The following is a 24,616-nucleotide window of genomic DNA, read 5'->3' as shown; positions in this document are numbered from 1 at the left end:
CCTTACCACTCAAGAAACTCAACCGCAACCGTTGATGTCAGCCAGACCCCGTTTTCCGCTTGCCATTTTCCACTATGCAAAAAACGCATAGCCAGAAACATACTTGCATTTTCCCCATACCCACATGACTGATAAGGTTTTTCAGCTCCAGGAATTTTCCTGGTAGCCGCAACACACATACACAAAAAAACAATGGGGATTGTTATGACACAACAAGGGGATGCTGTAGCTGGGGAGCTGGCGACAGAAAAAGTGGGTATTAAAGGGTATCTGGCCTTTTTTCTCACGATTATCTTTTTTCCGGAGTTTTTTCCGGAACAGACGGTTGGTGGCGTGTTTTTGATTTTTCCGTTCTGAACGGATCGTTTGGGCAACTGCCTGGTGCGAATGGCGCGACCACCTCGTTTCGCGGCGCAGGTGGCGCAGGGGCTAAAGATGGCTTTCTCTTCGCGCTGGAACTGGCACCGTCAGTGATTCTCTCGCTGGGGATTATCTCAATTACCGATGGTCTTGGCGGATTGCGCGCCGCGCAGCAGCTAATGACGCCCGTGCTAAAACCGTTGTTGGGCATTCCAGGTATCTGTTCACTGGCGCTAATCGCCAACCTGCAAAACACCGATGCCGCCGCGGGTATGACCAAAGAGCTGGCACAGGAAGGGGAAATTACCGAGCGCGATAAAGTGATTTTTGCCGCTTATCAAACCAGCGGTAGCGCCATCATCACCAACTATTTCTCTTCCGGCGTCGCTGTGTTTGCCTTTCTGGGGACGTCCGTAATCGTACCTTTAGCTGTCATCCTGGTGTTTAAATTTGTCGGTGCCAACATTTTGCGCGTCTGGCTTAACTTCGAAGAACGTCGCAACCCAACGCAAGGAGCGCAAGCATGACAACTCAGGTCCGCAAAAATGTCATGGATATGTTTATCGATGGCGCACGCCGTGGCTTTACTATCGCCACCACCAACCTGCTGCCGAACGTGGTGATGGCGTTTGTCATCATTCAGGCACTGAAAATTACTGGTCTGCTCGACTGGGTGGGACATATCTGTGAACCGGTAATGGCACTGTGGGGATTGCCCGGTGAAGCGGCAACCGTCCTTTTAGCCGCATTAATGAGTATGGGTGGTGCGGTCGGCGTTGCCGCCAGCCTGGCGACCACTGGCGCATTAACCGGTCACGATGTCACCGTTTTACTGCCCGCGATGTATTTAATGGGCAACCCGGTGCAAAATGTCGGTCGCTGCCTGGGGACAGCCGAAGTGAATGCCAAATATTACCCGCATATCATTACGGTCTGCGTGATTAACGCATTGCTGTCGATCTGGGTTATGCAGCTTATTGTTTAACAAGGAGTTACCATGATTGATTATTCCGCAGCCGGTTTTACCCTGCTGCAGGGAGCGCATTTGTACGCGCCCGAAGATCGGGGAATTTGCGATGTCCTCGTCGCTAACGGCAAGATTATCGCCGTTGCCAGCAACATCCCTTCTGACATCGTACCGGACTGCACGGTTGTCGATCTCAGCGGGCAGATCCTCTGCCCAGGTTTTATTGATCAACACGTCCATTTAATTGGCGGCGGCGGCGAAGCAGGCCCTACCACACGTACGCCGGAAGTGGCATTAAGTCGTCTGACAGAAGCAGGCGTCACGTCAGTGGTTGGTCTGCTCGGCACTGACTCTATCTCTCGCCACCCGGAATCCTTACTCGCCAAAACTCGTGCACTCAATGAAGAAGGCATCAGCGCCTGGATGCTGACCGGTGCTTATCATGTGCCTTCCCGCACCATTACTGGTTCGGTGGAAAAAGATGTGGCGATTATCGATCGCGTGATTGGCGTGAAATGTGCCATCTCAGACCACCGTTCGGCCGCGCCGGATGTTTATCATCTGGCCAATATGGCGGCGGAATCCCGCGTTGGGGGGTTACTTGGCGGTAAGCCTGGCGTCACCGTGTTCCACATGGGCGACAGCAAAAAGGCGTTACAGCCGATCTATGACCTCCTTGAGAACTGCGATGTGCCTATCAGCAAGTTGCTGCCGACCCACGTTAACCGCAATGTACCTTTGTTTGAGCAGGCGCTGGAGTTCGCGCGCAAAGGCGGCACCATCGATATCACCAGCAGCATTGACGAACCGGTCGCCCCTGCCGAAGGTATTGCCCGCGCCGTTCAGGCGGGTATTCCACTGGCTCGCGTCACCCTTAGCTCCGACGGCAACGGCAGTCAGCCGTTCTTTGACGACGAAGGGAATTTAACGCATATCGGCGTTGCGGGTTTTGAGACGTTGCTGGAAACCGTGCAAGTGTTGGTCAAAGACTATAACTTCAGCCTTAGCGATGCCCTGCGTCCACTCACCAGCAGCGTCGCTGGTTTTCTCAACCTGACCGGTAAAGGCGAAATTCTGCCGGGTACCGATGCGGACCTGTTAGTCATGACGCCGGAACTGCACATTGAACAGGTATACGCTCGCGGCAAACTGATGGTTAAAGACGGCAAAGCCTGCGTGAAAGGAACGTTTGAAACTGCATAAGCGGTTGTCAGCCGCCCGAATGGACGTAGAATGCCCGCAACGGCGGCTGACAGAGTAAAACGCAATGGATGACAGTGGTGCGGTCTTGCATAATATTGAAACCAAATGGCTTTATGATTTTCTGACCCTGGAAAAATGCCGTAATTTCTCCCAGACAGCAGTCAGCCGCAACGTCTCACAACCGGCATTCAGCCGCCGAATACGCGCGCTGGAACAGGCGGTTGGCGTTGAGTTGTTCAATCGTCAGGTAACGCCGCTACAACTCTCGGAACAAGGGAAAATCTTCCATTCGCAAATCCGCCATCTGTTGCAGCAGTTAGAGAGCAACCTCGCAGAGCTTCGTGGCGGCAGCGATTATGCGCAACGCAAAATCAAGATTGCCGCCGCACACTCCCTTTCCCTCAGTCTGTTACCGTCCATTATCAGCCAGATGCCACCGCTCTTTACCTGGGCGATTGAAGCCATTGATGTCGACGAAGCGGTTGATAAGCTGCGCGAAGGGCAAAGTGACTGTATTTTTTCCTTTCACGACGAAGACTTACTGGAAGCGCCGTTCGACTACATTCGGCTGTTTGAATCACGACTGTTCCCCGTCTGCGCCGTTAACGAACGGGGGGAAGCGCTTTTTAACCTCGCACAGCCGCACTTTCCTCTGCTCAACTACAGCCGCAACTCTTACATGGGGCGATTGATTAACCGTACCCTGACGCGCCACTGCGAGTTAAGTTTCAGCACCTTTTTCGTGTCTTCAATGAGCGAGTTATTAAAGCAGGTTGCCCTCGACGGTTGTGGGATTGCCTGGCTACCGGAGTACGCCATACAACAAGAAATTCGCGGCGGGCAGCTCATTGTCCTGAATCGGGACGAATTAGTTATCCCGATTCAGGCCTACGCATACCGGATGAACACACGGATGAATCCCGTTGCAGAGCGTTTCTGGCGTGAACTGCGCGAACTAAAGATTGAACCTGGCTGAAACTCCCGGTATTGAACTGTGCCAGCTCCCCTTCTGCCAGACCAGGTCAAATGTGAGCGGCTCATCATCGTGGTACAGCATCATCTCCAGACTAATGGCCAACTCGTGGCAATAGACTTCTTTCAGGTTGACCTGCAATGCCGCAATACGTGGTTCATGAAATAAAAGCGCAGAACGTAACTGACGGCAATACCAACTCTGGAGAAGCTTGTCGCTCTGATTATTCCCTTGCCACTCAGGCATGCCTGAAACAAGTAATGTTGGTAGCGGTGAATGGGGAGAACTAAAAAGTTGAAAGAGATCCCGGCATACGGAATCACGCAGCGATAACGTATTGTTCCCTGTACTTTCAGGTAATAGCGTCTGAACTGATTGGCGCATCATTTTGCGCACTCCTGACGTTTAGTGGCATCTGTATCCTGCCCTGGCTGCTGGACACCACTGGGTTGATGCTCATATTCCATAATCATTCCTTTATGCTCATTGCGTCCCTGGCACTTTCATAAGGGATTTATAAGATCCGCCAAAGATAAAACACTGGACTGAAAAGAATATCCACTGACTTTTTATTTAAAAAGGTGTCATTTGACAAAAGTCATTAAACATAACGGAAATACGTTAACATATTCTGATTATTCCGAATAATTTCTCAGCGTTAAACTGATATATAATTATTCCAAAATAATATATCGTACGTAATTATTGAATTACGCATAATATATTCTGCAGAACATAATTAATTATTCGGGGAACATAGACAGTGCAAAGCGGTTCAACTTTGCACCAGAGATGAGGGATTGATCAGGCGTCCACTTTATCCAACGGCCACGAGTCAAACAGATAACCATCGAAATAGATGTCATCAACGTTAGAGAACTCCAGCAAGCGCTGTTTCACATTCTCCAGATGCTGCCACATCGCCAGTTTTGCTGCGCGGGCATCTTTCTTGATTAGCGCAGCCAGGATCTGTTTGTGATCGTCCAACCACTCTTTGCGGTATAAGCTGTCATCCAGATGGCTATGTAACTGGATCCACATAGGGTTGTTTTCACGCCACTCCCAGGACTGACGGAACAACTCTACCAGCATGCTGTTATGCGTGGCTTCGGCAATAGCGAGGTGGAACTGCATGTCGCCGCTTTCGCTACTGCCCGGCGCACTGGAGGCCAGTTCACGCTCTTCCAGTTGCAATGCCTGACGCATTTTAACGATGTCTTCACGGGTGGCCTGCAAAGCGGCAAACTCGGCGATGTTACTTTCCAGCAACTGGCGCGCCTGTAACAGTTCAAAAGGACCGGCGTCATTGCAGACGTTGGCCTCTGCGCTGTCTGCATTGTGGCTGGGTAAATTGTCGAGAACATAAATACCGGCACCACGTCGTACTTCTACCAGCCCTTTGATCTCCAGCATGATCAGCGCCTCACGGACCACCGTGCGGGTGACATCCAGCATTTCTGCGATTTCGCGCTCCGGCGGCAGCCGTTCGCCAGGATTATACGGCGTCTTAAGGATCAGATCGCGGATCATCGCCCCAACTTCCTGGTAAGGTCTTTGCGCAGAGGTGGCAGATTTCATGATGTTGTGTCCGTTAGATGCGATTAATCAAATTATTGCCGAATGCAGCGTGAACGCCTTATTCGGCCTACAAAGAGTGCGTATTCAATAAATTGCGATTGATCCGTAGGCCCGATAAGCTTGTTTATCGGGCAATTTTACGTTGACCGTTAATTTCAAACTATACCATTAGCACTGGAAGTTGGCACGTACAGGTGGGCAAAAAACGAAAACTGGTCAACCAAATATGTTTTTGATTGACCAGAATGTCTGTAGGGTAATCAGTCAGTTACAGTGCAGCCACACACTCACGCGCGCCGCGCTCGCACAGTTGCTGATAAGCCGCAGTCACCGCGCCCACAAAGTCTGCATTTTGCGGCAGATCATCGGCAAAAATACCACTCAAGCCCAGTAGCGCTTTCACGCGTTCTGCGCCCTGATACTGCGCGTTGATCTTCTGGAACTCGGCCAGCATCGGGTCTACCACGTCGATAGCGTTACCTTGCTCATCCACGCCCTGGGTGTAACGCATCCAGCCCGCTACGCCAAGCGCCAGGTGACGCCAGCTACCGCCGTTTTGCAGGTGCAGACGCACCGGGTCCAGCAGACGTTGCGGTAACTTCTGGCTGCCGTCCATCGCAATCTGCCAGGTACGGTGACGCAGAGACGGGTTGCTAAAACGCTCGATCAGCAGCGTCGCATAGGCGTTCAGGTCAGTCCCTTCCGGCATTGACAGCGTTGGCGCTTGTTCCTGCATCATCAGGGCAAAGGCTGCTTTGCGATAATCCGGGTTAGTCATGGTGTCGGCGATAGTTTCATAGCCGCCGAGATAACCGAGGTACGCCAGGAAGGAGTGGCTGCCGTTAAGCATACGCAGTTTCATCATTTCGAACGGTACAACATCCGCAACGAACTGCGCGCCGACTTTATCCCAGTCCGGACGACCATTAACGAAGTTATCTTCAATGACCCACTGACGGAACGGTTCGCAGGCAATGGCGCACGGGTCATAAACGCCCAGCTGGTCAGCAATTTCTTGCAACGTTTCTGGGGTAGCTGCCGGAACGATACGGTCAACCATGGTGCATGGGAAGGTGACGTTCTCTTCGATCCATGACGCCAGCTGCGGGTCACGCGCCTGAGCCAGCCCCAGAACGGCAACTTTCGCCACATGACCATTTTCACGTACGTTGTCGCAGGACATCACCGTGAACGCTTTCAGCCCTTTTTCACGACGCAGACGCAGGGCTTCTACGATGTAACCAATCGCGGATTTCGGCGCGGTCGGGTTTTCCAGATCGTGTTTGATCAGCGGATTGTTAAGATCCAGCTGACCACTTGCCGCATCGGCGCAGTAACCTTTTTCCGTGACCGTCAGAGAGACAATCGCCGTCTGAGGACGCGCCATCGCGTTGAGAATACCTTCGCAACCGTCGATTTCCGGATGCAGGGCTTCTTTCATCGAACCAATAATTTTCAGCTCGGTGCTTTCTGCGCCTTTTTCCGCCACGGTGTACAGCAGTTGCTGTTTTTTCAGGTTTTCGATCAGCACGCGGTCGTTGCCTGGCATCAGGTTAACTTCGCAGATGCCCCAGTCGCTGTCGGTACTTTCCAGCAGATGATGGGTGTACAGCGCCTGGTGCGCGCGGTGAAACGCCCCGCAACCGAGATGCACAATGCGTGATTCCAGACGAGAATGATCCCATGACGGGCGGGCAACCGGCAGATTGCTGTCAACAATAGTAGTCATCGTAAACTCCAGAATCCGTCTTCAAAGAGTGACGGCAAGGAAGAAGGAACCGGCACGGCGCGCAGCCATGCCGGTGGATATTAACGGCTAAAGAAAGCGCGCTGGATCGCCATTTCGACGCCGCGAACTTCGGCCAGGCCTTTCAGACGACCAATCGCGGAGTAACCTGGGTTGGTTTTCTTCTTCAGGTCGTCCAGCATCTGGTGGCCGTGGTCCGGACGCATCGGGATCAGGTCTTCTTTGCCTTCCGCTTTACGACGGTGCTCTTCTTCAACGATCGCTTTCACCACTTCGTACATATCAACGTCACCGTTCAGGTGCGCCGCTTCGTGGAAGGTTTTCGGGTTATCTTCACGCATGGTGGAGCGCAGATGGGTGAAGTAAATACGCGGGCCGAACTGCTTGATCATATCAACCAGATCGTTGTCAGCACGCACGCCGTAGGAACCGGTGCACATGGTGAAACCGTTCGCCATGCTGTTCACGGTGTCGACCATCCACTGCATATCTTCAATGGTGGAAACGATGCGCGGCAGGCCGAGGATCGGGCGCGGCGGATCGTCCGGGTGAACAGCCATACGCACGCCGACTTCTTCCGCAACTGGAATGATCGCCTTCAGGAAGACAGCAAAGTTTTCGCGCAGTTTGGCTTTGTCGATATCTTTGTACAGTTCCAGGTGCTTACGGAACTGGTCGAGGGTATAACCTTCTTCCGCGCCCGGCAGACCAGCGATGATGTTACGGGTCAGACGCGCTTTATCTTCGTCGCTCATGGTGGAGAAGCGAACAGCGGCCTGAGCAATTTCTTCTTCAGTGTAATCGGCTTCCGCGCCCGGACGCTTCAGGATATGCATTTCAAACGCAGCGAATTCGATCTGGTCGAAACGCAGCGCTTTTGAGCCGTCTGGCAGTACATATTCGAGGTCGGTACGGGTCCAGTCGAGCACTGGCATGAAGTTGTAGCACACGGTGCGGATGCCGCACTGCGCCAGGTTGCGCAGGGTCTGCTGATAGTTAGCAATCCACTGCTCATAGTTGCCAGTGTGGGTCTTGATATCTTCGTGAATTGGCACGCTTTCCACGACAGACCACACCAGGCCTGCGTCTTCAACGATAGCCTTGCGTTTGAGGATCTCTTCAACGGACCATACTTCGCCGTTCGGGATATGGTGCAGCGCGGTAACCACGCCAGTTGCGCCCGCCTGACGGACATCAGCTAAAGAAACCGGATCGTTAGGGCCGTACCAGCGCCAGGTCTGTTCCATGTTTATTCCTCTTTCACGTAGTGGGTTCAACAGCGAAGAGACGCGGAACCCCGGAGTTGTTTAGGTATCCGAATGAACAACCAGACCACAGCCGTGGCGTTGCATCGGATGAGATGGCGTATAAGTTCTACCTTTTGGTAATACATGTCAACCTGAAATCTAAAATTGGTTAACCACATCACAAGAAATCCACTCCGCTGCCGGTTGCTGCAAATGATAACAAAGGGGGATCGGCAGTTAGTGATCGGGGAATGTGACATTCATCGCAATAATGGTTGACCAATTTACATAACGTGTCGTCCAACATAACAATGGATTAACCTGGAAAAATTAAACTTTATTGGTTCCTCGGCGATTGTGGTGGTGATTGCTGACGGCGTGCTGAAGCACACTGACTGTAAAACGCATCATATCCCCTGATGCTTCTCTCTTAACCTGTTCCCCCATTGCATAAGTTGTGACCGACACAACAAAACTGACTTTGTTGCAAAGATTGCTATTTAGTTTTGGTATAAAAGGTATACAGGCACATGGTGCGACATTTGAATTCCAGCGTAGCAGGAGTCATTCACAATGAATAAAACAATAATGGCGCTTGCTATCATGATGGCATCATTTGCCGCGAACGCGTCTGTATTACCGGAGACTCCAGTGCCATTGAAAAGTGGTACTGGAGCAATTGAAAACAACACTGTCTACATTGGTTTAGGTAGTGCAGGAACAGCATGGTACAAGCTGGATACGCAAGCCAAAGATAAAAAATGGACAGCTCTGGCTGAGTTCCCCGGTGGCACGAGAGATCAAGCAACGTCCGCATTTATTGATGGTGATTTGTATGTATTCGGCGGTATTGGCAAAAACCAACAAGGTTTAACCAGGGTGTTCAATGATGTGTACAAATATAGCCCAGCAACTAATACCTGGATTAAATTGATGTCACACGCACCGATAGGCATGGCGGGTCATGTGACATTTGTACACAACGGCAAAGCCTATATTACCGGTGGAGTAAATCAGAATATATTTAATGGCTATTTTGAGGATCTCAATGAGGCCGGAAAAGATTCAAAAATCATAGATAAAATCAACACCCACTATTTCGATAAAAAAGCAGAAGATTATTTCTTCAATAAGTTTCTGTTGTCTTTTGATCCCTCTACACAGCAATGGAGTTACGCTGGCGAATCTCCCTGGTACGGTACGGCTGGTGCGGCGGTTGTGAATAAAGGTGATAAAACCTGGCTTATTAATGGGGAAGCAAAGCCTGGGCTGCGGACAGATGCCGTATTTGAACTTGATTTTACCGGCAATAACATAAAATGGAATAAGCTTCCTCCCGTCTCATCACCAGATGGCGTCGCTGGCGGTTTTGCGGGGATAAGCAATGATTCTCTTATATTTGCCGGAGGCGCAGGTTTTATAGGCTCGCGCAAAAATTACCAGAACGGTAAGAACTATGCGCATGAAGGCCTGAAAAAATCGTATAGTGCTGATATTTATTTGTGGCATAACGGGAAATGGGATAAGTCTGGCGAACTGACACAAGGTCGGGCCTACGGAGTATCATTGCCCTGGAATAATAGTTTATTGATTATTGGCGGTGAAACTGCGGGGGGTAAAGCGGTGGCGGATTCAGTGTTGCTCTCGGTGAAAGATAATAAAGTTACTGTGCAAAACTAACTTTTCAGGGTTCTCATTGCCTGAAAATAAAGATGTTGTTCATCCTGGAATAAAACAACTGGCGCGGTTTGCGCAGACATATCCCGCACCCGTCATATCACTTTAAAAGAGAACTGACAAACGCACCTGATGAAAATCCAAATAATTTGAGAAAGGGATATTACGGTTCAGCGTACCGATCGCCGGAGAACTGGACGACGGCGCTACGAAGCCGTCATTTCAGTCGGGGGATGATTGTAGACAAATTTGTTGACGCTATTTTGCAGTTTTGGCGTGAAGGGTGAGCGTTTATTAATTTGATTTATTTGCATCTAGCTAGTTTTTCGTAAGAAAAACCTTGGTGTTGACGTTGACCTTGGTTTTTATTTTAACCGGCGACAAGCAACTGTCGGTAGACCCACGCACTCAAGAATTAAGTGTATAGGTTGTCATTGCTTTATTTTTATATTTCATAAAGGAGTTTTAAATAATGACGATGTAAAAACTTTGTCTATAATTAAATATAGACTATAGCTTTAATATCTGTGGAATTAATAGGATGGAAATCGGATGAGTATGGTTATATTAAATGTATTATTTTTAGAGGGCGCCTGTAAGTACAAGCGTAGTGTTTCCTTCCTGCCGTAAGGCGGGGAAGCTTAAATCAGATAGAATTGTGAAAATAACAGATGCCTTTATGTGTTGCACAATTTACAGGTTAAGAGATGAAATAAGAATCTAAAGACAACAGGTGAAATTGTTTTCATTGATTTGATAAAATAAGGAACACTGAGAGTCTCAGATATTTTAATTTAGTGATTGTACTCGTTTGTATTGCATAATTTTATTTTGAGCTTGCTGTCTTATCATTTTTAAAACCAAAGCACCATTTTTCGGGAAGAATACCATCATGAACAGGGTTAGCTTATTCAGCAGGTGATTGTCTGGAATAATCATTTCGTGCTGCGTATTTTAATTTGAAATGAAAAATATTCAACTTTCTGCGTATTATTTGACCTTTTATTTTTTAATTGTAATTCATTTTTTTAAAAACAAAAAAGCAAAGTAATTATGAGTACGGACGATAAAAACAGAAAGCCGAGAACAGAAAAAACAATTGAGCAAAAAATAGCATCAGCGCAGATGCGTCTAAATCGACTCAAGACCAAAGAGAAATCTTTATCCAAAAGCGTTGAAACACGCCTGAAAATCATCCTCGGTGCGGAAATAGCTAAGGCTATTAGTTGCAAAGTAGAAAATGTCGATAAGGAATTTGTATTGGAGATATTATTACAAACTTCGAATCTTAATTCGGAGACTAAAGCAAGAGTTAAATTACGAGGGCAAAGATTCCTTGAGTATATGGTTGGTAGAAATGAGTAATTTTTGATTCAGTCGGCGGATATTTATAGTAGCAAAACAAGAATATCTAGCGGGGTTTCGGGGGTTAAAGTTAACTAGGAAGACAGTTTAGTATATAGCACGTTAGGAATTATGACCATCAAGGTTTTATTGCATTTAATTCTATATCACCACAAGTAGGTGGTTTATAAAAAACCACCTACTTAAACAACGGTAAATAAATTATTCAATCAAAGGAGATAGCCATTTTGCAACCCATAATTTACACCACCCTCCCAATCAGACGTTAGGAAGTCTTTTACAAGAATAAACAAATGCATCACTGCATCTTCGTAAATTGGATTTTTTACATAACCATCTAAAAACCTGTATTCTCTATCGGTGTTCTTTTGTTTGCGTAGCACATAAATTTGATCAACCTTATATTTTTTCAAATTTATATTCTCGGTTAACTTTATCCATTCTGCAACTACAATATACATTGCATTTGGATTTTTGAGTTTTATTTCTTCAGCCGCCGTTGAAACATCCTGTAGCATTGTTTTATCAAGGTACGTTTTACATTCAATTGCTATAGCAGGAATATCCCAAATATGAACCTCATTTTTTTGAGATCCATTGCAATTCATCTCAGCATTTACACTGACTCCGATCGAAAAATCATGATCTTTTTTCTCAATTACAGCATAAGGCCTTTCCACCATATTACCATATGAATTTGACCTAAAAAATATATCTTTAAACGAATGTGATTTACCTATAAGAGCATGTGGACTTATTTCTTCAACTATATCTTTAAATAAATAATACATAAACTCTTCAAGAACGGATGAGTGTAGATTTGATCTTGAGTCAAAATGTTCTGCATATTTTTGAACATCAAGAAAATCCTTGTAATTATTTAAGAGTTCAACTCTTTTACAGATTATTTCTTGTATTTCATCTAAAGAAGAATTTTTAAATGGTCCTTTGAGTTCTAGATTACCTTTCTTCCAAACTTCATATCTTTGGCTTATCTCTTTTAAAAATAAAACTGATTCTCGATCTGTATACTTTACTTTACTGTTAAGCTTTTGTAATATATTATTTCCATGCACAAACACATTATTTTTTATCATTATAAAATACCTCATTAAAGATATTTAATGCAATTTCCTTTGCCATTAATGGTGGAACGGCATTGCCTATTTGATTGTATTGACATAAGTATTTTTCATCTTCACGACCTTCTCTCTGTAACAATTTGTGGCTTACTACAGTAGGTTTCCCCTTAAATACATACCAGTCTGGAAACGACTGAATTCTAGCCCCCTCTCTCGCAGTAAAGTTTCGGTTTAAATAAGGATGAACGAAGTTTGCATAAAATGAAGCAGCAATTGTATGACATGGTTTATTAGGATGCATACGTCTATTATTCTGATCATATACCTTTTCAGAAATTTCTTTGCTATTTCTTTTATACGGTTTTAAATGTTCAGGAACATCAGAAGTAGATTGCCCCCAAGTCATGGACGAAAAACGCTCAACTAGTCTTTTTGAATGATTCATTGCCTTATGATTAAATATTTTATAACTATTAAACCTGAGTTTTTTTTGATAATCAGTTAAAGCTTGTTTATCATAATCCATCTCTTCGCTTCCCTCTCTGGCATTAATTTGAGGAAGATCTGAAATAGCGTCCCATAATGTGGGTGTTTTTTTCAATCCATCACTACCAGTTATGTTATGTGTTGGTTTTGGAAATGGATTTTTTAATTCTTTTCTGGATGCTATAATAAACAACCGCCTTCTGATTTGCGGTACTCCAAAATCTGTTGCCTCCAAAATACTGTGATATACATGATATCCTAATGAGGACAGTTCTTCTTTTATAATATCGACGACAAATATTCCATCTTTCGTTTTTGCTTTAACTATATTCGGAACATTCTCCATTATCATTACCATTGGCGATAATATTCTTCCAATGCGAAGAAACTCCTCAAATAATGAATTTCGTGGATCTTTATGATCGCCATTATTTTTATTAGCTATTGAAAAACCTTGGCATGGCGGCCCACCGAGTATAATATCAGGTTTGTTATTTTTAAAAGTCTTCAATATCTCTTCGTCACTAAACTGTGATATGTCTTTTTTAATTACCAATGACTCTGGATGATTAAATTTAAATGTTTCAGTTGCCCAACTATCAACCTCGATAGCGCCAATTATTTCGGCACCTGCCATATGGAATCCCAGACTAAATCCTCCTGCTCCAGCGAAGGTGTCTAACACTTTAACTTTACTCATTTTATTAATCTAATCCTAATTCCACGTTGATATTTGTAAACTATTTTAAGAGCGGCACAACAAACTTGTTCACGATTTATCAAAGCTAAATGGTTGCTTATAACTAGTTCTACATTAGTGTAAATAATCACCCCACCACTGAATCATAAGTCTACGTTCATGAAGATGTTCTGCAAGTTGGATGTAAGCCGCACGGATATTGTTTCGTTCCTGATGGCTCATCTGGCGTTCAACAGCGTCTCTTAACCATAAACCAGACTCAATCAAGGCACTACAAGCCATCGCCCTAACCCGTGCTCACAGCCTCCGTTTTCGTGTCGTACACCATTGAACGAAGGGTCTTGTTAACAGTGTTCTCACTCATTGGCCTATCTGACTGGTAATCACCCGTGAAGACCAACTCGTTATCTCCACTGATATGTTTTATCTCTTCTAACATTTTCAGTGCCTGACGGCTTAAGGAAATAAGGTGAGGACTAAGCATTTTTAGAACCACGTTGTGACTGTTTATCGCCCTTTAAAGGTTCTTGCTCTGGAGGTATCGTCCAAAGCACATTTATAAAATCGATTTATTTCCATCTGGCAAAACGAAGTTCACTCGAACGAATGAAGGCTAATAACGTTAACGCCACCGCCAACTTAGTCAATGTTCAACCATTGAAGCGCTCAATTTTATCAAACAATTCAGGGATTCGCTCAAAATTGAGGGCGGGACGATGCACCCGTTTAACCATGGCTACCGCACCAGCCATGTCTTGGGCCGGGTTATAATCACTCAGACCATTTTGTACCGCAAAATGCATGATAACAGTTGTATGTTGTTGAAGACGAGAGGCAACTTCATATCGTCCGTTCGCCTCAACTACCTTTATCGGGGCGAGTAAATCTCTTGTCTTCCGAAATTTTCCGCTGACCTAACGCTAGGAAAAGATTATCCACTAAGCTTTTAAGCACTCGTTCACTATGGGACGCCGACCATTTTTTACTAAGGATGCCTGCCAATCTCTTACCACAGCCTCAAAGGTTAGTGCTCCGCTTTCTGCAATCTTTTCCTCTTTTTCTTTTGAGAGGGATCGATGCCATCAGATACCAGTTTCTTTGCTGCATCGCACCTCTTACTAGCCTCTGCCGATGAAATCATTAGATACCCCCCTAACGCCAGCATCTTCTGTTTGCAACTGAATCGATATTGAAAACGCCAGTATTTTGAGCCATTAGGGTTAACCCGCAGATGCATACCCTCACCATGGGTAAGTTTGAAAGGTTTATCTGCAGGCTTAACCGTTCTGACTTTGATATCAGTAAGAGCCATAGATCGCCCTCGCCGTGATGGTATCAATATAAATCGAACAGAAACCACCAACAGTATTTATTGGTAGACATTGATATTCGACAGTAGATTTTGATAGACCTGAAACAAGAAGAACACTATCTAACTTATTGATTTTGTACACATAAGTAGACTTTAGTAGTAGACTGTAAAAGCCTTGACTGGTGCCGAAGGCCGGACTCGAACCGGCACGTATTTCTACGGTTGATTTTGAATCAACTGCGTCTACCGATTTCGCCACTTCGGCACTGAAGAGGTATGCGGAAAACGTTGTGAATTATACCTGTCACGCGCCACCATGCAAGCGCCAGCTTGTGCCTGCCTCGCTAAGTGCTGAAAATTTCAGCATTGTCTTCAGCGATATGTAACCTTTGTCACACTCCTGGCCCCGCCCAGCCATGCTCTACACTTCCCAGACAACACCAGAGAACGACAAAAATATGCCGATGATCGATAACGAATAAGGATTTTCGCAATATCCGCGGGTTGCCGGACATGTGGTGATTGTCCGTGTGGTTGCCTTGGGTAGCACCGCGCAGGATAAAGATTAGCAGTTAGGTCAACAGACGGCGCGCAGCCGTGGTCACTGCGGCGCCGGTATTCGCGGTAATCAGATCAACTTTTGGCAAGGTTCGGTGCCGACAATTATGAATCGAGGAGGCTTTTCCGGTGCGCCTCTGCCAGGCCTTTAAGATATCTCGCAATCGGCTGAATTTAGTGGTGAAAGGAGCTCAACCGTGTCTATACTCCAGGCAGGGAACTGGAGGAAATCTCATGAGCGAATCACGTTTAATTGCCCGCACGCCGGACACAGAACTGTTTTTACTACCCGCTATGGCTAACCGTCACGGACTGATTACTGGCGCAACGGGGACAGGTAAAACTGTCACGCTGCAAAAACTGGCGGAATCTCTGTCAGAAATCGGCGTTCCGGTGTTTATGGCCGATGTAAAAGGTGATTTGACCGGGGTGGCGGCAGAAGGTACTACCTCGGAAAAACTGCTCGCTCGGTTGAAAAATATCGGCGTCAACGACTGGCAACCACATGCGAATCCAGTGGTGGTATGGGATATTTTTGGTGAGAAAGGTCATCCAGTGCGGGCAACGGTATCGGATCTCGGGCCGTTGTTGCTGGCGCGTTTGTTGAATCTCAACGATGTGCAATCTGGCGTGCTGAATATTATTTTCCGTATTGCTGACGATCAGGGATTGTTGCTTCTCGACTTTAAAGATTTGCGGGCGATTACCCAATACATCGGTGATAACGCCAAATCATTCCAGAATCAGTACGGTAATATCAGTGGCGCATCGGTTGGCGCCATTCAGCGCGGATTACTGACGCTGGAACAGCAAGGGGCGACGCATTTCTTTGGCGAGCCGATGCTGGATATCAAAGACTGGATGCGTACCGATGCCAACGGTAAGGGTGTTATCAATATCCTTAGCGCCGAAAAACTCTACCAGATGCCAAAACTGTACGCCGCCAGCCTGTTGTGGATGCTTTCAGAGTTGTATGAACAACTTCCGGAAGCGGGCGATTTGGAAAAACCGAAACTGGTGTTTTTCTTCGACGAAGCGCATCTGTTGTTTAATGATGCGCCGCAGGTGCTGCTGGATAAGATTGAACAGGTAATAAGGCTTATCCGTTCAAAAGGTGTAGGCGTCTGGTTTGTTTCGCAAAACCCTTCTGATATCCCGGACAACGTGCTTGGGCAGTTGGGAAATCGCGTTCAGCACGCTCTGCGCGCCTTTACACCGAAAGACCAGAAAGCGGTGAAGACGGCAGCGCAAACCATGCGCCCCAATCCTGCATTTGATACGGAAAAGGCGATTCAGGAACTAGGAACCGGCGAAGCGTTGATCTCTTTTCTGGATGCGAAAGGAAGCCCTTCTGTGGTAGAGCGTGCGATGGTGATCGCGCCTTGTTCACGGATGGGGCCGGTAACAGAAGATGAGCGTAATGGCTTGATTAATCACTCCCCGGTGTATGGCAAGTATGAAGATGACGTGGACCGGGAATCCGCCTATGAGATATTGCAAAAAGGCGTACAGGCAAGTACCGAGCAGCAAAATACTCCTCCGGCCAAAGGGAAAGAGACAGGTGAAGATGACGGTATTCTGGGTGGGTTGAAGGATATTTTGTTTGGCACTACCGGACCACGCGGCGGGAAGAAAGATGGTGTGGTGCAAACAATGGCGAAAAGCGCCGCCCGCCAGGTCACGAATCAGATTGTACGCGGTGTGCTGGGGAGTTTGCTGGGGGGAAGAAGAAGGTAAGTCAGGTGCTGTCTGTGCCTCTCACCCTGGCCCTCTCCCCAAAGGGGCGAGGGGACAGTTTGGTGCGGTTTGTATTCTCTCACACCAGCTTGCCTTTGCCTGATGCGCTACGCTTATCAGGCCTACGCCACTTTGCTAACAACAATAAAGGGAGCTTTAGCTCCCTTTATTCACTCATCAGATTACGATTTTCTCATTAACAGCCACAGGCTGATTAAGAAGAAGCTGGCGCTTGGCAACAATGCGCCGATGATCGGCGGGATGCCGTAAACCAGCGTCAGTGGGCCGAAGATCTGGTCCAGTACGTAGAAGACAAAACCGAAGCTGATACCGGTGACCACGCGCACGCCCATCGGCACGCTACGCAGTGGGCCGAAGATAAACGACAGCGCCATCAGCATCATTACCGCAACAGAAAGCGGCTGGAAGATTTTGCTCCACATGTTGAGCTGATATCGTCCGGCATCCTGACCGCTCGACTTCAGATACTTCACGTAGTTGTGCAAACCACTGATGGAAAGCGCATCCGGGTCCAACGCCACCACGCCCAGTTTGTCCGGCGTGAGGTTGGTTTTCCAGGTGCCGCTCACAGTCTGCGAACCGGTTATCTGTTTTGGATTGGTCAGGTCAGATTCATCAACCTGTGACAGACGCCAGACTTTATGTTCAGGGTCAAACTTCGCAGAAGCGGCATAGCGAACGGATTGCAGACGACGATTTTCGTTAAAGGCATAAATACTGATACCGCCTAATTCTTCGTCACCTTTTACTCGCTCAATATAGACAAAGTTGTCACCATCTTTGGCCCATAAACCTTGCTGAGTAGAGAGCAACGAACCACCGTACATCGCCTGCGCGCGGTAGTTACGCGCCATCTGTTCGCCCTGCGGCGCGACCCATTCGCCAATCGCCATCGTCAGTAAAACCAGCGGAATGGCGGTTTTCATTACCGACAGCGCCACCTGCATACGGGTAAAACCAGAAGCCTGCATTACCACCAGTTCGCTGCGCTGTGCCAGCATCCCCAATCCGAGCAACGCGCCCAGCAGGGCCGCCATCGGGAAGAAGATTTGCACATCTTTCGGCACGCTCAACAGGGTATACATTCCCGCGCCTAACGCGTCGTAACTCCCCTGCCCGGCTTTTTTCAGCTGATCGACAAACTTGATAATGCCGGAGAGCGACACCAGCATGAACAGCGTCATCATGATGGTGGTGAAAATGGTTTTACCGATATAGCGGTCAAGTACGCCAAAAGGTTGCATCACACCGCTCCTTTACGCGAAAAACTGGCGCGCAGGCGGCGAACCGGCACCGTATCCCAAAGGTTGAGAACAATCGCCAAAGCCAGATAAATCAGGTTAACGGTCCACATCCATAGCGTCGGGTCCAGCTTACCTTTACCGCCGTTCGACTTCAGGGAGGTCTGGATCAGGAAGAAAAGCAGATACAGCAGCATGGCTGGCAGCATCGACAGGACGCGTCCCTGACGCGGGTTAACCACACTCAGCGGTACAACCATCAACGCCATCATAAACACGGTGAATACCAGCGTGATACGCCAGTTTAGTTCCGCACGGGCGCGATCGGTATCGGTGTTCCATAACGTGCGCATGTCCATCTGGTCGGTATCATTCGGATCCAGCGCCACCGCCTGGTGACCAATGATCGCCTGATAATCCTGGAAGTCAGTAATGCGGAAATCACGTAACAATGCGGTGCCTTCGAAGCGCGTTCCCTGGTTGAGGCTAACGACCTGGGAGCCGTCACGCAGTTGCGTTAAATGTCCGGAATCGGCCACCACCACAGAAGGACGTGCGTTACCTTTTGGTCGAATTTGCGCGAGAAACACATCTTTGAAATCGCTGCCATCAACACTTTCGATGAACAGCACTGAGCTGCCATTGGTCGCTTGCTGGAATTGCCCTTGCGCCAGCGCAGCCATGCCAGGGTTCGCTTTCGCTTCTGCCAGCACTTCATCCTGATGACGCGATGACCACGGCCCCGCCCACATGACGTTAATCGCCGCGACAATCGCTGTGAACACCGCGAGAACCATTGCCGCTTTCACCAGAACCGCTTTGCTCAGGCCGCAGGCATGCATGACCGTAATTTCACTTTCGGTATACAGTTTACCCAACGTCATCAGCAGCCCGAGGAACAGGCTTAATGGCAGGATAAGCTGCGCCATTTCCGGCACGCCCAGACCCAACAGGGAGAGCACCAGATTCGCCGGAATGTCACCGTCAACCGCTGCGCCGAGGATCCTCACTAACTTTTGACAGAAGAAGATCAAAAGCAAGATGAAGAGTATCGCCAGCTGGCTTTTGAGCGTCTCCCGAACCAGATATCTTATGATTATCACTTTAAATACGCCCGTAAAAACTCGTCTTTTGCAGGATTTTAGCTTGTTTCATGGCTTAAACGTCATTTATTCTCTTGAGTCGTCGAAATCGTCGCTAAGATAATTATACTCAACGGATTCACCTCTCAGATTTTGTTCTGACGTGCCAATGCTGTAATAACGTTAAGATTAACACGAAGTCATCGCAACAGCGGACATGAGTTACGAAAGCTTGCAATTCTATCTGTAGCCACCGCCGTTGTCTTTAAGATTCAGGAGCGTAGTGCATGGAGTTTAGTGTAAAAAGCGGTAGCCCGGAGAAACAGCGGAGTGCCTGCATCGTCGTGGGCGTCTTCGAACCACGTCGCCTTTCTCCGATTGCAGAACAGCTCGATAAGATCAGTGATGGGTACATCAGCGCCCTGCTGCGCCGAGGCGAACTGGAAGGAAAGCCGGGGCAGACCCTGTTGCTGCACCATGTGCCGAATGTGCTTTCTGAGCGCATTCTCCTTATTGGTTGCGGCAAAGAACGTGAGCTGGATGAGCGCCAGTACAAGCAGGTTATTCAGAAAACCATTAATACGCTGAATGATACTGGCTCGATGGAAGCGGTTTGCTTCCTGACTGAACTGCACGTTAAAGGCCGTAACAACTACTGGAAAGTACGTCAGGCTGTCGAGACAGCAAAAGAGACGCTCTACAGTTTTGATCAGCTGAAAACGAATAAGAGCGAACCGCGTCGTCCGCTGCGTAAAATGGTCTTCAACGTGCCGACCCGCCGTGAGCTGACCAGCGGGGAGCGCGCGATCCAGCACGGTCTGGCGATTGCTGCAGGGATTAAAGCCGCGAAAGATCTCGGCAATATGCCACCGAATATCTGTAACGCCGCTTACCTTGCTTCACAAGCGCGTCAGTTGGCTGATAGCTACAGCAAGAATGTCATCACTCGCGTTATCGGCGAACAGCAGATGAAAGAGTTGGGGATGCACTCTTATCTGGCGGTCGGTCAGGGTTCACAAAACGAATCGCTGATGTCGGTGATTGAGTACAAAGGCAATGCGTCGGAAGATGCGCGCCCAATCGTGCTGGTCGGTAAAGGTTTAACCTTCGACTCCGGCGGTATCTCCATCAAGCCTTCAGAAGGCATGGATGAGATGAAGTACGATATGTGCGGCGCGGCGGCGGTTTACGGCGTGATGCGTATGGTGGCAGAGCTGCAACTGCCGATTAACGTTATCGGCGTGCTGGCAGGCTGCGAAAACATGCCTGGCGGGCGCGCGTATCGTCCGGGCGATGTGTTAACCACCATGTCCGGTCAGACCGTAGAAGTGTTGAATACCGACGCCGAAGGCCGTCTGGTGCTGTGCGATGTGTTAACTTACGTTGAACGTTTTGAGCCGGAAGCGGTGATTGACGTGGCGACGCTGACCGGTGCCTGCGTGATCGCGCTGGGTCATCACATTACCGGTCTGATGGCGAACCACAATCCGCTGGCCCATGAGCTGATTGCCGCATCTGAACAATCCGGTGACCGCGCATGGCGTTTACCGCTGGGTGACGAGTATCAGGAACAACTGGAGTCCAATTTTGCCGATATGGCGAACATTGGCGGTCGTCCTGGTGGGGCGATTACCGCAGGTTGCTTCCTGTCACGCTTTACCCGTAAGTACAACTGGGCACACCTGGATATTGCAGGTACCGCCTGGCGTTCTGGTAAAGCAAAAGGCGCAACCGGTCGCCCGGTGGCGTTGCTGGCACAGTTCCTGCTGAACCGTGCTGGGTTTAACGGCGAAGAGTGATTGCATCAGCCATTGTTGTTATTGTCGGATGCGGCATGAACGCCTTATCCGACCTACACAGAGCATTGAACTCGTAGGCCTGATAAGACGCGACAGCGTCGCATCAGGCAATGTTGTGTATACCTGATGCGTATTTAAATCCACCACAAGAAGCCCCATATATGAAAAACGCAACGTTCTACCTTCTGGACAATGACACGACCATCGATGGCTTAAGCGCCGTTGAGCAACTGGTGTGTGAAATTGCCGCAGAACGTTGGCGCAGCGGTAAGCGCGTGCTCATCGCCTGTGAAGATGAAAAGCAGGCTTATCGACTGGATGAAGCCCTGTGGGCGCGTCCGGCAGAAAGCTTTGTTCCGCACAATTTAGCGGGAGAAGGACCGCGCGGCGGTGCGCCGGTGGAGATCGCCTGGCCGCAAAAACGGAGCAGCAGCCCGCGCGATATATTGATTAGTCTGCGAACAAGCTTTGCAGATTTTGCCACCGCTTTCACAGAAGTGGTAGACTTCGTCCCTTATGAAGATTCTCTGAAACAACTGGCGCGCGAACGCTATAAAGCCTACCGCGTGGCTGGTTTCAACCTGAATACGGCAACCTGGAAATAATGGAAAAGACATACAACCCACAAGATATCGAACAGCCGCTTTACGAGCACTGGGAAAAGCAGGGCTACTTTAAGCCTAATGGCGATGAAAGCCAGGAAAGTTTCTGCATCATGATCCCGCCGCCGAACGTCACCGGCAGTTTGCATATGGGTCACGCCTTCCAGCAAACCATCATGGATACCATGATCCGCTATCAGCGCATGCAGGGTAAAAACACCCTGTGGCAGGTCGGTACTGACCACGCCGGGATCGCTACCCAGATGGTCGTTGAGCGCAAGATTGCCGCAGAAGAAGGTAAAACCCGTCACGACTATGGCCGCGAAGCTTTCATCGACAAAATCTGGGAATGGAAAGCGGAATCCGGCGGCACCATTACCCGTCAGATGCGTCGTCTCGGCAACTCTGTAGACTGGGAGCGTGAACGCTTCACTATGGATGAAGGCCTGTCCAATGCGGTGAAAGAAGTTTTCGTTCGTCTGTATAAAGAAGACCTGATTTACCGTGGCAAGCGCCTGGTAAACTGGGACCCGAAACTGCGTACCGCTATCTCTGACCTGGAAGTGGAAAACCGCGAATCGAAAGGCTCGATGTGGCACATCCGCTATCCGCTGGCTGACGGCGCGAAAACCGCTGATGGTAAAGATTATCTGGTGGTTGCGACTACCCGTCCGGAAACCCTGCTGGGCGATACCGGCGTAGCTGTTAACCCGGAAGATCCGCGTTATAAAGATCTGATTGGCAAATATGTCATTCTGCCGCTGGTTAACCGTCGTATTCCGATCGTTGGCGACGAACACGCCGACATGGAAAAAGGCACCGGCTGCGTGAAGATCACTCCGGCGCACGACTTTAACGACTATGAAGTGGGTAAACGTCACCAGCTTCCGATGATCAACATCCTGACTTTTGACGGTGATATCCGTGAAAGCGCTCAGGTGTTCGATACCAAAGGTAACGAATCTGACGTTTATTCCAGCGAAATCCCGGCAGAATTCCAGAAACTGGAGCGTTTTGCTGCACGTAAAGCGATCGTTGCGGCGGTTGACGCCCTCGGCCTGCTGGAAGAGATCAAACCGCACGACCTGACCGTTCCTTACGGCGACCGTGGCGGCGTGGTTATTGAACCAATGCTGACCGACCAGTGGTACGTACGCGCCGATGTACTGGCGAAACCAGCAGTTGAAGCGGTTGAGAACGGCGACATTCAGTTCGTACCGAAGCAGTACGAAAACATGTACTTCTCCTGGATGCGCGATATTCAGGACTGGTGTATCTCTCGTCAGCTGTGGTGGGGTCACCGTATCCCGGCATGGTACGACGAAGCAGGTAACGTTTATGTTGGTCGCAACGAAGACGAAGTGCGTCAGGAAAATAACCTCGGTGCCGACGTTGCTCTGCGTCAGGACGAAGACGTTCTCGATACCTGGTTCTCCTCTGCGCTGTGGACCTTCTCTACGCTCGGCTGGCCGGAAAACACCGACGCCCTGCGTCAGTTCCACCCAACCAGCGTAATGGTGTCTGGCTTCGACATCATCTTCTTCTGGATTGCCCGCATGATCATGATGACCATGCACTTCATCAAAGATGAAAATGGCAAACCGCAGGTGCCGTTCCACACCGTTTACATGACCGGTCTGATTCGTGATGACGAAGGCCAGAAGATGTCCAAATCCAAGGGTAACGTAATTGACCCACTGGATATGGTTGACGGTATTTCGCTGCCAGAACTGCTGGAAAAACGTACCGGCAATATGATGCAGCCGCAGCTGGCGGATAAAATCCGTAAGCGCACCGAGAAGCAGTTCCCGAACGGCATTGAGCCGCACGGTACTGATGCGCTGCGCTTCACCCTGGCGGCGCTGGCTTCTACCGGTCGTGACATCAACTGGGATATGAAGCGTCTGGAAGGTTATCGTAACTTCTGTAACAAGCTGTGGAACGCCAGCCGCTTTGTGCTGATGAACACAGAAGGTCAGGATTGTGGCTTCAACGGCGGCGAAATGACGCTGTCGCTGGCGGACCGCTGGATTCTGGCGGAGTTCAACCAGACCATCAAAGCGTACCGCGAAGCGCTGGACAGCTTCCGCTTCGATATCGCTGCGGGCATTCTGTATGAATTCACCTGGAACCAGTTCTGTGACTGGTATCTGGAGCTTACCAAGCCGGTAATGAACGGTGGCAGCGAAGCCGAATTGCGTGGTACTCGCCATACGCTGGTAACCGTGCTGGAAGGCTTGCTGCGCCTGGCGCATCCGATCATTCCGTTTATCACCGAAACCATCTGGCAGCGTGTGAAAGTACTTTGCGGCATCACTGCCGACACCATCATGCTGCAGCCGTTCCCGCAGTACGATGCGTCTCAGGTCGATGAAGCAGCGCTGGCCGACACCGAGTGGCTGAAGCAGGCGATCGTTGCTGTACGTAATATCCGCGCGGAAATGAACATCGCGCCGGGTAAACCGCTGGAGCTGCTGCTGCGTGGTTGCAGTGCAGATGCAGAACGTCGCGTGAACGAAAACCGTGGCTTCCTGCAAACGCTGGCGCGTCTGGAAAGCATCACCGTGCTGCCTGCCGATGACAAAGGCCCGGTTTCCGTTACTAAGATCGTCGACGGCGCAGAGCTGCTGATCCCGATGGCTGGCCTCATCAACAAAGAAGATGAGCTGGCGCGTCTGGCGAAAGAAGTGGCGAAGATTGAAGGTGAAATCAGCCGTATTGAGAACAAACTGGCGAACGAAGGCTTTGTGGCCCGCGCACCGGAAGCGGTTATCGCGAAAGAGCGCGAGAAGCTGGAAGGTTATGCGGAAGCGAAAGCGAAGCTGATTGAACAGCAGGCAGTTATCGCCGCGCTGTAATATTCACGATGTAAACGAAGG

At 48.9% G+C, this 24,616-nt stretch carries 18 protein-coding genes, 1 tRNA gene and 5 pseudogenes; 12 read left to right on the top strand and 12 right to left on the bottom strand.

Features of this window, described 5'->3' with window-relative positions; all coding sequences use genetic code 11:
- Nucleotides 1-2: 2 nt before the first annotated feature.
- Nucleotides 3-65: pseudogene (locus A9180_RS24440) on the bottom strand (RNA--NAD 2'-phosphotransferase); the annotation flags it as partial.
- 139 nt (nt 66-204) lie between these two features.
- Here A9180_RS24440 and A9180_RS19695 point away from each other — a divergent pair.
- From A9180_RS19695 to hypT, 4 genes and pseudogenes are all read left to right on the top strand, one after another.
- A pseudogene (locus tag A9180_RS19695) lies at nt 205-887 on the top strand (nucleoside recognition domain-containing protein).
- Nucleotides 884-1,345 carry a YjiG family protein gene (locus A9180_RS19690; RefSeq protein WP_064530228.1) on the top strand — a complete coding sequence of 154 codons (462 nt, stop codon included), beginning with the start codon at nt 884-886 and terminating at the stop codon, nt 1,343-1,345. Before A9180_RS19695 ends, A9180_RS19690 begins: the two are co-directional and overlap by 4 nt.
- A 12-nt stretch (nt 1,346-1,357) precedes the next feature.
- On the top strand, nt 1,358-2,530 hold the full coding sequence (gene iadA / locus A9180_RS19685; protein WP_064530227.1) for a beta-aspartyl-peptidase: 1,173 nt from the start codon (nt 1,358-1,360) through the stop codon (nt 2,528-2,530).
- Nucleotides 2,531-2,594: 64 nt separating this feature from the next.
- Nucleotides 2,595-3,506, top strand: a complete 912-nt coding sequence (hypT, locus tag A9180_RS19680; RefSeq protein ID WP_064530226.1) for a hypochlorite stress DNA-binding transcriptional regulator HypT — start codon at nt 2,595-2,597, stop codon at nt 3,504-3,506.
- On the opposite strand, the gene iraD is transcribed toward hypT, so the two are convergent.
- The 4 genes from iraD to uxuA all read right to left on the bottom strand — a co-directional run bounded on the left by iraD (nt 3,486) and on the right by uxuA (nt 8,075).
- On the bottom strand, nt 3,486-3,890 hold the full coding sequence (iraD, locus tag A9180_RS19675) for an anti-adapter protein IraD (RefSeq protein WP_064530225.1): 405 nt from the start codon (nt 3,888-3,890) through the stop codon (nt 3,486-3,488). The genes hypT and iraD overlap by 21 nt on opposite strands.
- A 417-nt stretch (nt 3,891-4,307) precedes the next feature.
- A complete protein-coding gene (gene uxuR, locus A9180_RS19665; RefSeq protein WP_064530224.1) occupies nt 4,308-5,081 on the bottom strand; it encodes a Uxu operon transcriptional regulator in 774 nt (257 codons plus the stop codon).
- 268 nt (nt 5,082-5,349) lie between these two features.
- The gene (locus tag A9180_RS19660; RefSeq protein WP_064530223.1) at nt 5,350-6,810 is read right to left on the bottom strand and encodes a fructuronate reductase; all 1,461 of its coding nucleotides are present in this window, start codon (nt 6,808-6,810) and stop codon (nt 5,350-5,352) included.
- Between the two features lie 80 nt (nt 6,811-6,890).
- A complete protein-coding gene (gene uxuA / locus A9180_RS19655; RefSeq protein WP_064530222.1) occupies nt 6,891-8,075 on the bottom strand; it encodes a mannonate dehydratase in 1,185 nt (394 codons plus the stop codon).
- Nucleotides 8,076-8,648: 573 nt separating this feature from the next.
- On the opposite strand from uxuA, the gene A9180_RS19645 reads away from it, so the two are divergent.
- The 3 genes and pseudogenes from A9180_RS19645 (at nt 8,649) to A9180_RS19640 (ending at nt 11,117) form a co-directional block, all read left to right on the top strand.
- Nucleotides 8,649-9,755: an N-acetylneuraminate epimerase gene (locus A9180_RS19645; protein ID WP_064530221.1), complete on the top strand. Its 1,107-nt coding sequence runs from the start codon at nt 8,649-8,651 to the stop codon at nt 9,753-9,755.
- Nucleotides 9,756-9,859: 104 nt separating this feature from the next.
- Nucleotides 9,860-10,039: pseudogene (locus tag A9180_RS23545) on the top strand (sialate O-acetylesterase); the annotation flags it as partial.
- Nucleotides 10,040-10,805: 766 nt separating this feature from the next.
- Nucleotides 10,806-11,117, top strand: a complete 312-nt coding sequence (locus tag A9180_RS19640) for a conjugal transfer protein TraD (RefSeq protein ID WP_064530220.1) — start codon at nt 10,806-10,808, stop codon at nt 11,115-11,117.
- A 209-nt stretch (nt 11,118-11,326) separates the two neighbouring features.
- Here the strand turns inward: A9180_RS19640 and A9180_RS19635 are convergent, their stop codons facing one another.
- The 4 genes and pseudogenes from A9180_RS19635 to A9180_RS19620 form a co-directional block, all read right to left on the bottom strand.
- Nucleotides 11,327-12,214: a Bpu10I family restriction endonuclease gene (locus tag A9180_RS19635; RefSeq protein ID WP_064530219.1), complete on the bottom strand. Its 888-nt coding sequence runs from the start codon at nt 12,212-12,214 to the stop codon at nt 11,327-11,329.
- Nucleotides 12,201-13,385, bottom strand: coding sequence for a DNA cytosine methyltransferase (locus A9180_RS19630; protein ID WP_064530218.1), 1,185 nt, complete (start codon nt 13,383-13,385; stop codon nt 12,201-12,203). The genes A9180_RS19635 and A9180_RS19630 overlap by 14 nt, the downstream gene beginning before the upstream one ends.
- A 114-nt stretch (nt 13,386-13,499) precedes the next feature.
- Nucleotides 13,500-14,697: pseudogene (locus A9180_RS19625) on the bottom strand (tyrosine-type recombinase/integrase).
- Between the two features lie 180 nt (nt 14,698-14,877).
- Nucleotides 14,878-14,962: transfer RNA gene (locus A9180_RS19620), tRNA-Leu, on the bottom strand.
- A gap of 190 nt (nt 14,963-15,152) precedes the next feature.
- On the opposite strand from A9180_RS19620, the pseudogene A9180_RS23540 reads away from it, so the two are divergent.
- A pseudogene (locus A9180_RS23540) lies at nt 15,153-15,383 on the top strand (alcohol dehydrogenase); the annotation flags it as partial.
- A gap of 106 nt (nt 15,384-15,489) precedes the next feature.
- Nucleotides 15,490-16,992 (top strand): helicase HerA-like C-terminal domain-containing protein, encoded by a 1,503-nt coding sequence (locus A9180_RS19615; RefSeq protein ID WP_064530217.1) that lies wholly within the window; start codon nt 15,490-15,492, stop codon nt 16,990-16,992.
- 182 nt (nt 16,993-17,174) lie between these two features.
- Here the strand turns inward: A9180_RS19615 and lptG are convergent, their stop codons facing one another.
- The 3 genes from lptG to ytgA all read right to left on the bottom strand — a co-directional run bounded on the left by lptG (nt 17,175) and on the right by ytgA (nt 19,470).
- Nucleotides 17,175-18,257, bottom strand: a complete 1,083-nt coding sequence (gene lptG / locus A9180_RS19610) for an LPS export ABC transporter permease LptG (RefSeq protein WP_001182249.1) — start codon at nt 18,255-18,257, stop codon at nt 17,175-17,177.
- Nucleotides 18,257-19,357 (bottom strand): LPS export ABC transporter permease LptF, encoded by a 1,101-nt coding sequence (gene lptF / locus A9180_RS19605; RefSeq protein ID WP_064530216.1) that lies wholly within the window; start codon nt 19,355-19,357, stop codon nt 18,257-18,259. The genes lptG and lptF overlap by 1 nt, the downstream gene beginning before the upstream one ends.
- A gap of 62 nt (nt 19,358-19,419) precedes the next feature.
- Nucleotides 19,420-19,470: a protein YtgA gene (gene ytgA / locus A9180_RS24660; RefSeq protein WP_211180521.1), complete on the bottom strand. Its 51-nt coding sequence runs from the start codon at nt 19,468-19,470 to the stop codon at nt 19,420-19,422.
- 153 nt (nt 19,471-19,623) lie between these two features.
- Between ytgA and pepA the strand changes: the two genes are divergently transcribed.
- The 3 genes from pepA (at nt 19,624) to valS (ending at nt 24,595) form a co-directional block, all read left to right on the top strand.
- Entirely contained in the window at nt 19,624-21,135 is a 1,512-nt protein-coding gene (pepA, locus tag A9180_RS19600) for a leucyl aminopeptidase (protein WP_000397144.1), read from the top strand.
- 161 nt (nt 21,136-21,296) lie between these two features.
- The gene (gene holC, locus A9180_RS19595) at nt 21,297-21,740 is read left to right on the top strand and encodes a DNA polymerase III subunit chi (protein ID WP_000786393.1); all 444 of its coding nucleotides are present in this window, start codon (nt 21,297-21,299) and stop codon (nt 21,738-21,740) included.
- On the top strand, nt 21,740-24,595 hold the full coding sequence (valS, locus tag A9180_RS19590) for a valine--tRNA ligase (RefSeq protein ID WP_064530215.1): 2,856 nt from the start codon (nt 21,740-21,742) through the stop codon (nt 24,593-24,595). Before holC ends, valS begins: the two co-directional genes overlap by 1 nt.
- Nucleotides 24,596-24,616 lie beyond the last annotated feature (21 nt).

This window comes from Escherichia sp. B1147, assembly GCF_001660175.1.
Classification (GTDB): domain Bacteria; phylum Pseudomonadota; class Gammaproteobacteria; order Enterobacterales; family Enterobacteriaceae; genus Escherichia; species Escherichia whittamii.
The sequence above is the reverse complement of the archived record's forward strand: the minus strand, read 5'-3'. Positions and strand labels throughout refer to the sequence as shown.